This is a genomic window from Polycladomyces zharkentensis, assembly GCF_016938855.1.
Taxonomy (GTDB): Bacteria; Bacillota; Bacilli; order Thermoactinomycetales; family JIR-001; genus Polycladomyces; species Polycladomyces zharkentensis.
Window position 1 is genome coordinate 41441 of the sequence record NZ_JAFHAP010000013.1, and the last position, 16198, is coordinate 57638.

Annotated in this window: 14 protein-coding genes; 5 read left to right on the top strand and 9 right to left on the bottom strand. The window is 55.1% G+C overall.

All coding sequences use genetic code 11. The features are described from left to right. Positions 1–2: 2 nt before the first annotated feature. The 6 genes from pdhA to sigI all read right to left on the bottom strand — a co-directional run bounded on the left by pdhA (position 3) and on the right by sigI (position 6539). Positions 3–1079 (bottom strand): pyruvate dehydrogenase (acetyl-transferring) E1 component subunit alpha, encoded by a 1077-nt coding sequence (gene pdhA, locus JQC72_RS13550; RefSeq protein WP_205496568.1) that lies wholly within the window; start codon positions 1077–1079, stop codon positions 3–5. Between the two features lie 24 nt (positions 1080–1103). After that, a complete protein-coding gene (locus tag JQC72_RS13555) occupies positions 1104–2252 on the bottom strand; it encodes a Leu/Phe/Val dehydrogenase (protein ID WP_302104861.1) in 1149 nt (382 codons plus the stop codon). A 111-nt stretch (positions 2253–2363) separates the two neighbouring features. Then, positions 2364–3149: an enoyl-CoA hydratase-related protein gene (locus JQC72_RS13560; RefSeq protein ID WP_205496569.1), complete on the bottom strand. Its 786-nt coding sequence runs from the start codon at positions 3147–3149 to the stop codon at positions 2364–2366. Between the two features lie 89 nt (positions 3150–3238). Continuing rightward, the gene (locus JQC72_RS13565; protein ID WP_335342473.1) at positions 3239–4021 is read right to left on the bottom strand and encodes an enoyl-CoA hydratase-related protein; all 783 of its coding nucleotides are present in this window, start codon (positions 4019–4021) and stop codon (positions 3239–3241) included. Between the two features lie 193 nt (positions 4022–4214). Beyond that, complete coding sequence (locus tag JQC72_RS13570) at positions 4215–4466, bottom strand: AbrB/MazE/SpoVT family DNA-binding domain-containing protein (RefSeq protein WP_205496571.1); 252 nt, start codon at positions 4464–4466, stop codon at positions 4215–4217. Between the two features lie 57 nt (positions 4467–4523). Next, a complete protein-coding gene (gene sigI / locus JQC72_RS13575; RefSeq protein ID WP_205496572.1) occupies positions 4524–6539 on the bottom strand; it encodes an RNA polymerase sigma-I factor in 2016 nt (671 codons plus the stop codon). A gap of 161 nt (positions 6540–6700) precedes the next feature. On the opposite strand from sigI, the gene JQC72_RS13580 reads away from it, so the two are divergent. Continuing rightward, positions 6701–6853, top strand: a complete 153-nt coding sequence (locus tag JQC72_RS13580; protein ID WP_205496573.1) for a hypothetical protein — start codon at positions 6701–6703, stop codon at positions 6851–6853. 196 nt (positions 6854–7049) lie between these two features. Here JQC72_RS13580 and JQC72_RS13585 read toward each other — a convergent pair whose 3' ends face one another. After that, positions 7050–9005: an AMP-binding protein gene (locus JQC72_RS13585; protein ID WP_205496574.1), complete on the bottom strand. Its 1956-nt coding sequence runs from the start codon at positions 9003–9005 to the stop codon at positions 7050–7052. Positions 9006–9268: 263 nt separating this feature from the next. Between JQC72_RS13585 and JQC72_RS13590 the strand changes: the two genes are divergently transcribed. Then, a complete protein-coding gene (locus JQC72_RS13590) occupies positions 9269–9997 on the top strand; it encodes an alpha/beta hydrolase (protein WP_205496575.1) in 729 nt (242 codons plus the stop codon). A gap of 164 nt (positions 9998–10161) precedes the next feature. Here the strand turns inward: JQC72_RS13590 and JQC72_RS13595 are convergent, their stop codons facing one another. Beyond that, on the bottom strand, positions 10162–10809 hold the full coding sequence (locus JQC72_RS13595; RefSeq protein ID WP_205496577.1) for an HAD family hydrolase: 648 nt from the start codon (positions 10807–10809) through the stop codon (positions 10162–10164). A 345-nt stretch (positions 10810–11154) separates the two neighbouring features. Next, complete coding sequence (locus JQC72_RS13600; RefSeq protein ID WP_205496578.1) at positions 11155–12315, bottom strand: conserved virulence factor C family protein; 1161 nt, start codon at positions 12313–12315, stop codon at positions 11155–11157. Between the two features lie 190 nt (positions 12316–12505). On the opposite strand from JQC72_RS13600, the gene JQC72_RS13605 reads away from it, so the two are divergent. From JQC72_RS13605 to srtD, 3 genes are all read left to right on the top strand, one after another. Then, positions 12506–14410: a tetratricopeptide repeat protein gene (locus tag JQC72_RS13605; RefSeq protein WP_205496579.1), complete on the top strand. Its 1905-nt coding sequence runs from the start codon at positions 12506–12508 to the stop codon at positions 14408–14410. 114 nt (positions 14411–14524) lie between these two features. Further along, complete coding sequence (locus JQC72_RS13610) at positions 14525–15202, top strand: LPXTG cell wall anchor domain-containing protein (protein ID WP_205496580.1); 678 nt, start codon at positions 14525–14527, stop codon at positions 15200–15202. A gap of 6 nt (positions 15203–15208) precedes the next feature. Next, positions 15209–16141: a class D sortase, LPxTATN-specific gene (srtD, locus tag JQC72_RS13615; protein WP_205496581.1), complete on the top strand. Its 933-nt coding sequence runs from the start codon at positions 15209–15211 to the stop codon at positions 16139–16141. The last annotated feature ends 57 nt before the right edge of the window (positions 16142–16198 follow it).

Sequence of the window (16198 nt, forward strand, 5' to 3'; positions counted from 1 at the left end):
CTTCATCTCCCTTCCTCTTGACGCAATAGCGACTCTCGCTGACGTACCAGAGAAGGTGGCAGATCGGCAAATACGTGTGCAAACAGATGGGAGGCCGGCGGTGCCTTCGCCGATTCCGCCTCACAGACCGCTTCCTCGATCTCCTGTTTGCAACAGGCTTCCCAATCCCGTTCCTCCGCTTCCGACCACAGGCCTTCCGCCTCCAGCAACCGACGGTATCGCTTCAGCGGGTCACGCAGTTCAACCCACTCCCGCGCCTCTTCCTGTTCACGGTACCGTCCCGCATCGTCGGCGGTGGTGTGTGCGCCATGGCGATACGTCACCGCTTCGATCAAGGTGGCTCCTTCTCCCGTGCGCGCCCGTTTTACCGCCTCCTTCATCACCGTATAGACGGCCAATACGTCATTGCCGTCGACACGCACTCCGCGAATCGCGTAGGCGGCCGCCTTTTCCGCCACGGTCTCCGTTGCGGTCTGTCGGGAAAATGGCACACTGATGGCGTACTGGTTGTTTTGACAGAAAAAAATCACCGGCAGGCGAAACACGCCCGCAAAGTTCAATCCCTCATGGAAATCCCCTTCCGAGGTAGCCCCGTCGCCGAAATAGGCCACGGCCACCGACGGTTCACCCTTCAGCTTGGAAGCCCAGGCCGCTCCCGCCGCGTGCGGGATCTGCGTGGCGATCGGAACGGACGGTGGGAACAGCTTGACGCCTTCCGGTGGACGACATCCTTCGACCCGTCCCATCCAATACAACAAAATCTGTTTCAGCGGCATCCCGGCGATCATGGCAACGCCGTGTTCCCGGTAACTCGGGAAAATCCAATCTTCCCGATTCAGCGACAAAGTGCTCCCCACTTGAGCCGCCTCCTGCCCCTGCAATGGCGCATACGTGCCAATCCGCCCTTGTCGCTGCAAAATGATTGAACGCTGATCGAACAGGCGAATCTTGCGCATCCATTTATAAAATTCAATTTTGAGCGGTCGCTCGATAGGTTTCCACGCTACTTCCCCTTCCGGGGTCAACGTTCCGTCAGGCTGGATATATTGTATCCCCACTTTTTCTATCTGTCGCAGCATCAAACGATTCCTCCCTGGATGGCCTCAACGCGTAAACCCGAGAAGGATCCGACGCAGGTCGGCCACTTTCTCCAACCGTTTGACCACCAAACGGTCGGCGGCGCGGCAGGTCGGGATATCCTCCTCCCGGGACAACTGGTAGATTTGTAACAACATCTGATAGATGGATCGTGTTTTGGCCATCACGCGCTCTTCGTTGTATCCCTTCAGCTCATCGGCCACTTGGATCAGTCCCCCGGCGTTCACGAGATAATCGGGGGCATACAAGATACCCATTTGGTGCAGCATGTCACCGTGACGATCCTCCGCCAGCTGGTTGTTGGCTGACCCGACAACGGCTTGGCAATGGAGCTCCGCAAGCGTGCGGTCGTTGATGATACCGCCTTTGGCGCAAGGAGAGAAGATATCACAATCCATTTGATGAATCGTGTCAATATCCCCGCGCTCCACCTGGTCCGGGTACTGATCGCACAACGCGTTCACGCGTGACTCATCGATATCGGCGACAATGACTCGCGCTCCTTCCTCCACCAACAATTGCACCAGGCGTGTGCCTACCTTGCCCGCACCCTGGACCGCGACCACGCGCCCCTCAAGGCTGGGAGAACCCCACAGATGTTCGGCCGTCGCCCTCATCCCTTGCAATACGCCCAACGCCGTTGGAATGGCGGTATCCCCGCTTCCGCCGTAACTTTTGGGCAACCCGACAAACGAATCGGATTCACGTGCCGCATGGACAAAATCTTCCGGTTCCGTTCCCATGTCCGTTCCGGTGAAAAAGCGTCCGTTCAGACCGCCGACAAACCGGCCGAACGCGCGAAACAATTCCGGTGTTTTATCCCGACTCGGATCGCCGATGATCACCGCTTTTCCGCCGCCGAAATCCACATCAGCCACACCGCACTTGTATGTCATGCCCCTGGACAGGCGCAACACATCCTCCAGTGCTTCATCCGTCGTGGCGTACGGCACCATCCGGCAACCGCCCAAAGCCGGGCCCATCGTGGTGTTGTGAATGGCGATGATCGCTTTCAGACCGGATTGCGGGTGGCGACAGAAGATCACTTGTTCGTGGCCGAATTGGTCCATCAGCTCAAAAATATCCCGCATCGTGGCCCTCTCGTCGGCATCGTTTTTCACCAACTGCAGGGTCTGTGTCTGTTGATTTTTCATCCGGCACCTTCCGCTCCTTCGAAGAAGTGAGTATTCTCGTCCGCCATTCCGTTTTCCCTCATGACTAATGATATGCCCGATCAAATCCGGGTGTTCGCCTGACGGACCGGTTCATTTACCGCGGAACCCGGGCTTTCTCTTTTCAGCAAACGCCATCACGCCCTCACGAAAATCTTCCGTTTTCCCCGCGATTTCCTGCATCTGCGCTTCGTACTCCAGCGCTTCCTCCCATGAATGCTCCATCCCGTAAAACAGCGCCCGTTTTGTCAAGCTGTACGCTTTTGTCGGTCCCTGAGCGAGCTGTTTCGCCCACTTGAAGGCCTCTTCCTCCAACTGATCGTGTGGCACGATCCGATGGGCCAACCCAATCTGTACGGCCTCTTGCGCCTCCACATCACGGCCGGTCAGCGCGATCTCCATCGCCCTGCCGAAACCGATCAGACGCGGAAGGAAATAGCTGGCACCACTGTCCGGAGCCAAGCCGATCCGCGAAAACGCCACGATGAATTTGGCCCGGTCGGAAACGATGCGCAAATCGCAGGCCAATGCAAGGCTGCAACCCGCACCGGCTGCCACACCGTTCACCGACGCGATTACCGGTTTTTCCATCTGCACGATGGCGCGGACGATCGGATTGTACCGTGTCCGCACGCTGTCGCCGAGTGAAATCGCTTCCAAATCGGCGACACTTCGGTCACGCAGATCCTGCCCGGAACAAAACGCCTTGCCCGCTCCGGTCAACAACACCGCACGCACTTCGGCATCCTTTGCGGCTTCCTTGAGCACTTGCACCAATTCGTCGTTCATCTGCTGGTTGAATGCGTTGTACACTTCCGGACGGTTGAGCGTGATCATGCCCACACCCGATTCTTTCGTGAATTGCACCGTTTCCGGCATAAAATCTCCTCCTTCAGATGTTGATCCATTTCATTTACCTTGAGCCCCCCTGCTTTGCGACCGACCGAAATGTTCCGACAATTCCTCTTCTATTTGCCCTGAAACCGTGGTTTCCGTTTTTCCACAAACGCACGCATACCTTCTTTTTGATCTTCCGTGGAAAACAGGAAATAAAACAGCTTTTGTTCGTAATCCAGCCCGGTTTCCAAGGTGGTGTCCATCGCCTTGAGCACCGCCTGCTTGGCCAACCGAACAGCAACCGGTGGTTGTTGCGCGATCTTTTTGGCAAGATTCATCGCTTCCGCTTCCACCAGCTCGGGTGGAACCACCCGGTTGATCAGCCCTGCCTGAAGTGCTTCCCTCGCGGTCATCGATCGGCCGGTCAATACCATTTCCATTGCCCGCACTTTCCCGATGGCACGCGTCAACCGTTGGGTTCCTCCTGCTCCCGGCATAATGCCGAGCAGGATTTCCGGTTGGCCGAACACAGCCGTCTCAGAAGCCACGATCAAATCGCAAGCCATGGCCAATTCGCACCCGCCTCCCAACGCATACCCATTGACCGCGGCAATCAACGGCTTCGCCAACTTTCGGATGCGGTCCCATTCGGCGATCTGATCCTGAAGCAGCATCTCCACGGACGAAGCTTCCGCCATCTCCGGGATATCCGCCCCGGCGGCGAAGGCTTTCTCATTGCCGGTGATGACCATGCAACGGACATGATCGTCCCGATCCATTTCCGTCAACGCAGTCACCAGCTCCGAAACCAGTTGCAGATTCAACGCATTCAACACTTCCGGCCGATTCAGGCGAATCCAACCCACGTTTTCCCGAATCGAAGCGACAATGTAGCGATAATCGCGGTTTCCCACCGGTCCACCCCCCTGTAAAAAAACGTAACTAAAGCTCTTACATTTCCATGTATTAAGAAAAAAACATGTATAGATAATCGTTTGCAAATTCATTCTATCAATTTTGCCGGTAGATTGTCAGTGATCTGCTGTACAGCACGAAAGAGAAAATCTTTTCCTGTCAATAAAAAAGAGCCCTTGCGGGCCAATATCATCAAGAGACGAATTTTCTCGTTTCCTCGAGACAAGATTCACACAAGATTTTGCCTTTGAAATACAACAGTTTATCCATTCCGCCGCAAAACACGCAGGACGGATTGTATTTCTGCAGGACGATGCAATCGTCATTGACAAAAATCTCCACACCATCATGCGGTTGGATGTTCATCATGTCCCGAAGCTCTTTGGGCAACACAATCCGTCCGAGATGGTCCACTTTGCGCACGATACCAATCCCATTCATCACAATCCCCTCACTACGCAAATCGATCGTTTTCGGGGAGGGTCGATACAAGACAGGTAGCTAAGGGAGCGGGATCGGAGCGACAGCGCACATAGCCGGAAAGGTCTGGGGTTCGACGGAGGAAGACGGCTCCCCCTCCGCCTGACCGGTATGCGCTCCTTCATCCTGCCCGGTATCATTTGCGGAGTCGGCGGGCGGATTCGTTGGTTGCGCCTGCGGATTTTTCTGATCCTGACCTCCATCACCGCTGCTGCCATTGTGATTCCCCTGTTCATCGGCCGCACCGGTATCGTTTTGATTCGACGGAGACGGTTCCGTGTTGCCCGCGGGAGCCGTGGTCTGTCCATTGTCTGGTGTACTGTTGGACGGGTTTTCCGCATCCGAAGTCTGTGGTGAATCGGAAGCCGCTCCATTTGAAGGGGACGGTTCCGTCACCGCAGGGGCCGGATTGTCCGCCGACTGTGCGGGTGGTTCATCGGTCTCGCCCGAATCTTGGGGAGCCTGATCACCCGGTTGCGCGGGTGGGGTCGGTTCCTGCAGCCAATCCTCCCATTGTTTTTCCGGCGGAGGATCGGTCAACACCGGTTCCACCGTTTTCAGCTGATCCATCAACTGGGAGATCGATGCATTGGCCACGACATTCGTCGAGATGGGAGCCCCTTCCCGCTTCGCCAGCAACCAGACGGCGTATTTGCCGAGCGACAACCCGGTACCTTCCGCTTTGTCGCGCAGTTCCTTGGGCAACGGCAAAGTGTACACATTCAATGCGGTGGCCAGATGAGGCTGATGCCGGATCTCCTGACGGATCTGCTCCAACAATGGTTTCGCTGATCCCTTTTCGGAGACGCCGGACAACACGATCCCTTCTTTGTCCCGGATGTATCCCTGATCATGCGCCCGTTCGAGAAACGAGACCACAAACTTCCGGATATTTTGTCGTTGCCAATCCATCCCCTGTATCAACTGTCGTGCGGGCTGATTGAGCGGCCGAACCATGACCACTTCCTGCCGACCGTTGATACCCAGCTCCAAACTGGGATTCATGTCGATGTATACGTACGATTCCGCTTTGGCGTCTGAAGGAAACAACCACGGAAACAAAAGGAAAATCCCGGCGACGAGGGCCGCTGCAGCAAAGGCGATGGCACCCCATTTCCTGACCGGATTCATGTGGATGTCGGTTACAATCACTTCGTCTCCGGGTTGGGCGTGGTGATGCTGTTTGGGAACATGCAAAAATTCGCCGTCCGACGTCATCACGACCCAATCGCGGGAACCGACCTCCATTATGATTCCCTTTCGCACAGCAACAACCCCCCCCTTCTTGCCGGACGACAGACCGAGATATTCCTGCATCAACGGCAGGTCCTCGACCAAAACCACCGTCAGTGCAACCAGGTATTTGCGATGCCTTTGCAAGGTCCTTCGGTGCAACCCGATCCGGCCCGCCAGCTCCTTGCTCGGCTTGACCTGCTCATAAAAATCATGCAACAGATCTTTGTCAGCCACAATACGGCTGGCGATCTCCAGCAAATGCTCGCGTGTATCCCGGTGTTTGGGGGAGGTTTTCACCAAATCGGACATCTTGATGCCAAACCGTTCCAGACATTGTGAAAAATGTTGCACTTCCAACCGGCGTGCCCGCGCCAACTCTTCCTCCTGATACTGCACGAAGGATCGGGAGACCACTTCTGGATGATGAGGCTCGTTCTCTTTGGCGTTCGGCGGCACCAACGGTACCTGATTCGCATGTTTCTTTTCGTGACGGTAATAATCGATGAGGCGTCGATGAATCACCATATACGCGAAGGACAGGAACGAACTTGACTGTCCCGGTTCGTAGCGGTTGATTGCCTCGTTCAACCCGACCAACGCAATGGTGAACTCGTCATCCTGTTTGCTGATCTGCCGTTTGCAAACCTTGGAGGCCACGCGTAGTATGTAGGGTTCAAGGTCTCTTAACAAATCATCGCGGGTCCCGCCGGATTCGGCAGCTTGGGCTTCCCTCACACGCGCTTCGATCTCGGGCTTTTGCTCCAATAGATCCCCGCTACCCGGCACTTGCAATACCGACACCTCTCCCTACTCTATGTATTCGTAAGCGCATCCGTTTTTCTGTCCTTCATTGCTTCCTAATTGTACCACGTTTTTGACCTATCGTCTGCAAAATTCAAGGATGTCACCGCATAAGATTAGGAAGAATAACGAAAGATGTAGAAAAAGGAGGTAAAATTGAGATGAAAAAGGAAGAAAGGAGTCCTCATCCTCCCCGTTTCGCTCCGGGAATGACGGAAGAGCAACTGGAGGAAGAAGCAACACCGGAGGAGATCGCCCGAGGCCATTCGACCAGCGTAACCCGGTTGGAACAAGATCGCGATGCGGACGAATAGGGTGTTTCCGGTAAATGGCCGGAAACCGTCCATCGACAGAATGGTTGTTCTCCACCGAAAATGGGGAGCCCGTCGGAAAACCGAAAGGCGTCCCCATTTCTCAAGATATCCGACTTACAATAAATCCGACTCAAATCCACGGCGACCATAGGAAGTGCCTGCGGTGCCTTTGCGATACGGAGTGTCAACCCATCGATCAAATCCGGTTGGCTTCCGCCGTGCCGAGCGACCGAATGGCCGCCACCGCATCCGGATTTTCCAGCGAAGAGAGATCTCCCGCCTCTTTTCCGAGGTAGGCGGCCCGGATCACCCGACGCAAGATTTTGCCGTTTCGGGTTTTGGGCAGTTCCCGCACAAAATGAACGCGCTTGGGTCGCAGCGCTTTGCCCATTTTTTCCTCCACCAAGCGGATCAGATCCGATTCCAGCGTTTCCCCGGGTTCATAACCGTGCGCCAACACCGCAAAACAGACGGCCTGCTCGCCTTTGGTCTCATCCGGCACACCCACCGTTGCCGATTCGACAACGGCCGGATGATCCACGAGCACTGATTCCATCTCAGCCGGACCCAACCGTTTCCCCGCGATTTTCAACGTATCATCGGACCTGCCCGTAATATACCAAAACCCTTCTTCGTCCACTTCCACCCAATCGCCGTGCACCCATGTTTTGGGCCAGCGGCTCCAATACGTTTCTTCATATCGTTTGGGATCATTCCAAAATCCTTTTGTCATGCCGACCCACGGTTGCCGCAGGACCAACTCACCCACTTCTCCCCGCACGGTCTGACCGTTTTCATTCCATACATCGGCATCCATGCCCGGCATGGGACCACTGAAAGAGCAAGGCGCGATCGGTTTCAACAGGTTGCCGCCCAAAATGCCGCCGGAAATCTCCGTTCCGCCTGAATAGTTGAAAATCGGGACACGACCGCCACCCACCTGTTTGAACAACCATTGCCACGGCTCGGGATTCCACGGCTCCCCCGTTGACCCGAACACGCGCAGGGAACTGAGGTCATGCCGTTTGACCCAGAAAATGTCGTGTTTCATCAATGCCCGGATGACAGTTGGAGAGATTCCCAAATGGCTCACTCCGTGCGAGGCGACGATCCGCCACAATCGGTCCGGTTCCGGATAATCCGGCGTTCCTTCGAACACCAACATGGCGGCACCGGTCATCAACGCCCCGAACACCATCCACGGCCCCATCATCCATCCCATGTCCGTCACCCAAAACAGGATGTCCCCCGGCCCCACATCCATGCCGTATCCTGCATCAAACGCCGCTTTGATCGGGAAACCGGTGTGGACGTGCACCGTTCCTTTTGGTTTGCCGGTGGTACCCGACGTGTAGATGATCATAAACGGGTCCTCCGACGCCGTCGCCTCAGGAGAAAGCGGTTTCATTTCAGTCATCAAATGATCCCATTCCACATCGCGCTCTTCATTCCACGGACCGTCCCGTTTCAACCGGCGAACGACCAACACTTTTTCCACCGAAGGGGACAAGTCCACCGCTCGGTCGGCCTCTTCCTTCATGGGTACCACTTTTCCTCTCCTCAGAAACCCGTCCGCCGTGATCAGGAGTCTTGCTCCGCAATCATTCAGCCTGGAAGCGACCGCCTGCGCACCGTAACCGGAGAAACACGGCGTGAAAATGGCGCCGATCCGGGCGATGGCCAGCATGGCAATGACATTTTCCGGAATCATCGGCAAATAAATGCCCACCCGATCCCCTTTTTGGATACCGAGCCGCATCAGTCCCCCGGCCAAACGGTTGACCTCGGACCACAAGTCCCGATACGTGTATTTGCGGACCGCCCCTTCGTCCCCTTCCCAGATGAGCGCAAGCCGGTGGCGGGACTCATTGCGGTTCACCCATCGGTCCAGACAGTTGTGAGACACGTTGAAACGCCCGTCCACGAACCACCGTGTCCACTGAATGCCGTCGGAAGCGTCCATCACTTGGCGGTATGGGCGAATCCACTCCAATTCCAGATCATGTACCACCGCTTCCCAAAACCAAGCGACATTTTGGATGGACCGTTCATAAAACCGGTCATAATCGGAGATCCCAAATTGTTGCATCAACCGATACAACCGTGTTTGCCGCGCTTGTTCCTCGTCGGGAAACCAGACCGCTTTCGCCATACCCACTCGCCCCCTTTTCAGGACTTCATCCTTTATTGTACTGGTCGGGAGACAGATGGTCAAAGAATAATCAGAATCTATCGTCAAAACAAATCATCATGAATAAACATAAATTTGGAAATCTATCAAAGACGGATTGTCAGGAGAAGAGAACCCTTGCCCTGCTGGCAAGGGAATTTGTTTTTTTGAAAACCCGAGCAAACCGGGAAAAAATGGGGTACAATAGAAAGCACAACGTCAAATTTAAAGCGAAGTGATGACCAATGAATCCCCAGTATTTGAAACGAACCATCATTAAAAAAGAGATTCGCAGCCACTATCTGGACGAAGTCAAAGAAATACAGGTGTATCTGCCACCGCACTACGACGAAACCGTCACCTATCCGGTGTTGTATCTGCAGGACGGGGACGACTATTTCAATCTGGGACGCATCGCCACCCAAGCCAACCAACTGATTTACGAAGAGGACATCCGACCGATCATGATGGTGGCTGTCCCCGTCGACAAAAGCAAGCGTACGGCCGAATATTCCCCGATCGGGGAACGCAACCGACTGTACCTGCAATTTTTTACGGAGGAGCTGCTGCCGGGGATCGAAAGCGATTTTCCGGTGGATCGGACACCTGACGGACGGGTCGTCGGCGGTTCGTCCCTGGGAGGAACCGTTTCACTTCACCTGGCACTGGAATACCCGGAGGATTTCCGCCAGGTACTGTCACAATCGGGCGCTTTCCTGGAAGCAACCATCGACCGGATTCGCCAAACGTCTTCACTCGACGACCTGGTGGTGTACCAATCCATCGGAAAAGCGGAAACCGCGGTGCCCACCAATATGGGCAAATTGGATCTGTTGGCTCGCAATCGGGAAGTGTACCGTCACCTGCAGGACAAACAGGCACAGGTGCATTATGCGGAAAAAGAGGGCGATCACACGTGGGGGTTGTGGCAAAAAGATATTCCCGATGCCCTGAGAATCTTTTTCGGAAACTGACGGACAAAAAGGGAGCCGTTTGCCGATCCACTTCGTACCATGGCGAGGTCGGCAAAAACGGCTCCCCGATCCTGAGCGTGCCAGATCAATTCATCCGTACGGCTTTCCCGGCTCGCTCCGCCCGGAAAAACATTGTTTCCTTATGGAATAACCAAACACACGCTCTAATCCAGTCGCTCCTCCAACCAATGGCGGAATGCTCTCACCTCGGTGAAAACAGCATCCGGTTCCGGTTGAAAGGAACAGGGCTTTTCCGTTGCAAACCAGCAAACCCCCACCGTGGCTACCCCGGCAGCCTTTCCGGCCATCACGTCGACGGACATATCCCCCACATACACCGTTTCTTCCGGTCGTGCCCCAAAATGGCGCATGGCCAATCGGATTCCGTCCGGTTCCGGTTTATACCGGTTGATTTCCGTACCGGTCACCCACCAATCGACCAATCCGTTCATGCCCAGCAGTTCGGCGGAAATGACCGCACTTTTGCGACCTTTTCCAGTCACCACACCGACATTGGCTTTTCGTTCCTTCAACCAGCGCAACAGTTCCAAAACAGCCTCGTTCGACCGGACCAATCGTGCATGGTGCTCCCGATACAACCGAAAATAGGCATCATGGGCCTGTTGAAGGCAATGGCGGGGAAGATGGCTCTCCAGTATCACTTCCTCCGGCGGCCCGAACCTCGCGGCAATCCCCGCGTCATCCAGTTCCTCTCCACCGAAGCGACGAAATACTTCGCGAAAAGACCGGTAAATCACCGGAAGCGTATCCGCCAGCGTCCCGTCGAAATCAAACAGAACCGTCCGTAGCACGCAATCACTCCCGCCACTGGTTTTGATGATCGTTCCAACGCGAATAACAGTGACTACGCCACACGACTCATGCACAGAGGCACTCCCTTCGGTCGCCGTGGACTTTTCGCTTCATCCGGCGCAGCAACACGCCATCCATCCACGATGGCTTCGTCCCAGCCTCATTCTGTTTTGTTTTACGAGTTTTCGCTCGCATAGTGGTTTTCAGTGTTTTTTTGCACTTCTCGACTCCATTGTATCCAAAATCTGTCGGTCTTGCGAGAGGGACCAAGCCCTCCCGCGTCCGACGCTCGCTTTTTTCCCCACCCTGAAGGGCCGGGTTTTCCCGGTCGCTTTTATATAAAATTACTCGCGGTCTCCGGTTTCTCCATTCTTTTTTTCGATTGCCCGCGTCATCTGCTGCCACACGGTACCGCTCGCTTCTTCGCCTTTTTCAATGCGCTCCAGCGCCATCCGCACTTGCAGACGCACCTCGAATTCAGGATCGTTCTCCGCTTCACGCAAAGCCGGCAGTGCCGATTCATCCCCCACTTCGTAGAGAAAACGGGCGGCCCGCCACCGCACCAGCTTGTTGGGATCTTGGAGTGCTTCCGCCATCGGTCCGATCGCACGGGGATCACCAAGGTCCGACAAAGTATCACCAGCGGTACGGCGAACAATGGGAGAGGGATCTTTCAAGGCTTTCAACAACAATGGCAATACATCGGCATCATCCACTTCCCCCAGATAAGCCACGGCCAATCTTCGAACAGACACATGGGGATCGGACAACGCCTTTTGCAGTACGGGCAATGCCTCCCGATCCGGTTGTTTCATCCGGGACAATGCGGCATATCGCGTTTCCCAATCGGGTTCATCCAACCGGCGGGCCACTTCATCCGCATCCAATCGCTCCTCTTGAACCGTTTCACCCGCTTGCAACCGAAACGCCTCCTCCACCATCCGGTCCAACCGGGCGGCATCATACGCCGCGGCGATTTCCTTCACCACTTCCTCTCCTACGCGGTTTACGTCTCCGTACCGGACCCCGCGCTCTTCCCATTTTCGTTCCATGATGACATTGGGAGAAGCCATTTTCAGCTTCATCGTCGCCTCCAGGAAACGATCGGGCAGGCCGAAACGGGTTTCTTCCCCGTTTTTCACCACTTTTACCTGGATGGGGATGCCTCGGAACGTTTGAACGAACACCTGCACTTCGCCAAATCCGTCCTGTGTCGTTTTCTGTTCATCCGCAGTTTGCACATCCCCCTCACCGCCCAACACTTCCCGAGCGGCAGACAGGATCGCCTGCCAATCCGCTTTGGGATGGCGTTCCAGCGCGATGAAGTCCGATACCTGAAACACCCCTTTGACCCCCGGAATCTGCAACAAGCGGCGTACATAGTCCGGTGCTCCTTCAGCCTGTTCACGGGTGACGTTGATGCTCACCCCTGCGGGTAACCGTTCGTCCATGTTCAATTTCATGGTGTTGGGACTCGGCGTGGGCTCGATCGAAATGATTTTCATCGGATTCGTCCCCTTCCGTTCACTTGATGGTCTGGACGTATTGTATCATATCCCTTGCCATGCCCTCCAACCGGGGAAACCATACCCGATAATGGATATATTCCCGTCCGAAGGCATGATAAAATAAAAAAGGTTGATACAATTACGTCAGGACATGAGCAAACCGATTTGACCAAAGGAGTATGGACTGATGAGGAACGCACACAAGGGTGAATGGATCCGAAATACATATGAAGTGTTGCAAGTATTTCCGCTTCAGCTGGGGACGCTGTATTTCACACGGTTCCACCCTGATCCGACAAAAACGGATGTCACCCGAGCGGATACCCGCTTCATTCTTGCGGTTCCGGCCACCTCTCAGGCAACGGACGCACCCCTGGCGGCACTTCTGGAGCGGGACGAATCCCGGTTCGTATCAGTGGAAGCGGTGTTTGTCGAAGAGGAGACGATGTACTGGGTATATCGCCGCATGCCAAGCACCTGGCTTGCATATCGGCTGCTGTCAAACCATCGCGTGCCGGAGAGAGAAATTCCCGCGCTGCTGCAACAGGTGGTCCGGACGTGGATGCAAGTGGAACGGAATGACGAATGGACCTTTATCCATCCCGAAAACTTATTCCTGGAAGACAGCGGACAGGTACGCTTTTTATACGGTGGTCCAGCCTGGCTGACGCGTCCTCCCCTTTTCCCGCCGAATGAAGGGGTTCGTCTGGGTTTGCTTGCGTATTCGCTTTTGACGGGCCGGCGGATGCCGTTACATGTTCCAATGGAAACCCTTCTTTCCTTACCGGAAGATCCCGTTGTCCCGAATGCTTGGAAGTCCTTTCTCCGTCAAATGTGTCAAGCATCGTCAACGAATGTCCCTTCTTGGGACAAAACATTGGAGCTGTTGGAGCAAACCTCACGGACCCTCTCAAGCCCGGAAACGCCGGGAAGGGGACATGCCGCAACCGACCCGGCCACCGTCACCGCAAAGAAAGCGTCGAGCGTATCTGAACGAACTTCCCCGGCACCACATGTTCCAACCGCCTCCGGCCCTTGGTGGAAGCGCAGAGCCGTTCGACTGGGAGCTGCAGCGATCGGCGGATTGATGCTGTTGACAGCCACCGGATGGGGTATCACGCAAATGTTCGTCTCCAACTCGGACAGAGCGGCCTTGAGTCCGTCCCAATCCAAACAGGCGGCGATCTGGTACAACCAATCCTTGGCGGCATATCAAGCGAAACAATACGATCGGGCATTGGAATTGGGCAAAAAGGCGTTGGCGGCCGATCCAAGCAAACAGGGATACTACCTGCATGTCGCCAAATTACACCAAATTCAAGGGGACTTCCAAAACGGCGTGCAAGTCATGAAACAGGCGGTGAAACGCTTCCCACAAGACCCCGCCATGCAGGACGGATTGGCCATGCAATCGTATTATGCCAAGGATTTTATGGCCGCCAAAGCTGCCAGTGACAAAGCTGTGCAAATGAACCCATCCAATCCCGGCTATTTCTATCACAACGGAAAAATTCTCGCTGCGCTGGGAGATTATGCCCATGCAGCGGAGATGTTGAAAAAGGCGATTGCCTTGGACAACCGTCAACCTTACTATCACTATGACCTATCCGTATATCAATACCGTTTGGGACAAATCGATCCCGCCATCCAATCCGCCAAAACCGCATCCGGCATGGATGGTGACAATCCCCGCTACAAGATGATGTTGGGCATCCTGTATCTGAAAAAACGGGAACTTGCCAACGAAAACCCGTCGCTTTTGCCGGAAGAAAAGGAAGCGCAAAAACGGAAATGGGCACAGGAAGCGGTGCGTGTATTCGATCCGTTGGTGAAGAAACACGAATTGAACGAAGGAGGTTATTATTACGCTTCTGTCGCTTTCTACTATGCGGGCCGGCTTCCCGAAGCGGCAAACGCCATTCAACAGGCATTGAAAGCAAACAATCGACATGCTTTGTATCATTACCATTACGGCGTGGTGCTCGCCGCTTCAGGCAAGCGAAATGAAGCAATCGCCCAATTTCAACAGGCGGTTCGTTTGGAGCCGAATCACCCTTTATACAAAAAAGCTCTCGACCAATTACAGAAGTGAACGACAACTTTTTACATGATTTTTTAAGTTGGGACTACCGTTTTTCACTGATTGTGCTAATATAGAAAAATAGGGAAGATGGGCAAAATTTGAATAAGGTGGGGAGTGGAACTGTTGCGGACGATCATTTTGACATTGGCTCTCCTACTTGCCTCTTTCCCGGTCGCAAATGCCGCACCACTCGATATCGAAGTGAACGTTGACCCGCAACCGGTCACCGATCAGGTGAACCGGACCGTCGATGAGGTGACGGATTTGGTACGTGAGGTGGTCCCGCCGGTAGTGGAACCGCCGGTGGAAGAGCCGCCGGTGGATCAGCCGCCCGTGGATGAACCGCCGGTCGATCAGCCGCCGGTGGACCAACCGCCCGTGGATGAACCGCCGGTCGATCAGCCGCCGGTGGACCAACCGCCCGTGGATGAACCGCCGGTCGATCAGCCGCCGGTGGATCAACCGCCCGCGGAGCAACCCCCGGTGGATCAACCGGGCAATGAGCCGCCTGCGGAGCAACCGCCAACCAACCCAACACCGGTGGATCAACCGGGCAATGGAGGGCAACATGACGGCGGACGTCAGGTGACGGTGGACAAGCCTGCCTACAGTGCACCCACCGTCGTGCAACCGGAGGAAATCCAACAACAGTCGTTCCACAAATCGGGCGCTTCCGCACCCCAGCTGGAAACCCAAGAACTTCCGAAAACGGCTACGCCGTACCCCAATCTGGCATTGGCGGGCGGATTGTTGCTCGTCAGCGGTGCAGTGCTGTATCGGTTCCGTCCGCAAAAAGGCTGAATGGCTTTGATACGCAAACTGGGGCTTCTGTTGATGGCTGCGGGTGCTTTGCTGGTGGTCTGGAGCGGGTATCAGTGGTGGGCGGAAAGCCGTACAGCCGTGTACGACTCAAAAACGGCGCTGGCGTATACCCCACGGACCCATCCCAATGATCCCGCGCTGTCCAGGGGGATCCCACCCTATCCTGCTCCACCGACGGGAGCCACGCTCGGTCAGTTGGTCATCCCTCGCATCGGTGCCATTTTGCCCATCGTGGAAGGGACCGATGAGGACCAGTTGGCCAAAGGAGTGGGACACCTTCGTGGCAGCGCCCTTCCGGGCGTCACCGGCAATGCGATACTGTCCGGGCATCGGGATACGGTTTTCCGCCGGATGGGTGAAGTGAAAAAAGGCGATTTGCTGGTGGTGAGAACCGAAGCGGGCACCTTTACCTACCGGGTGCAAAAGATGTGGGTGACCAAGCCCACAGACCGGTCGGTTCTCGCTCCCAGACCGACGCCGATACTGACATTGACCACCTGCTATCCTTTCGGTTATATCGGAAGCGCACCGGATCGCTACATCGTAGAAGCAGTTTTGATTCGGATCGATTCGAAAAAAAAAATAAAGCGGGAACCCATCTTCCCACTTGTCAAACCCGGGCCTTTGGGCCCGTTATTTTGTGAAATTGCCCGCGACGGGATTCTCTCTCTTTCCTTTCTCCCAGAAAGCGGAATCCTGACCAAATGCATTCCCGGTTTGCTTCACCTGCCCCTGCAAGGAAGCAGGTCATGGCCGCTTCGCCAAAAGGAAGTCGCCCGCGATTTCATTTTTGCGCTTTCCGGGTTTCGCTCGCCGGGAGTTCACTTGCACCCTCAAAGATTTATCCGGACACTCCCTGGCAGAGAGAGCCGAAAACAAGTGCAAAATGCGAGAACATACGGGTTGATCGACTTTTAAGATAAACGCTAAAAACGGTGGCCGTTCTCACGAGCGACCCTTGTGCTTGCCGAAAGA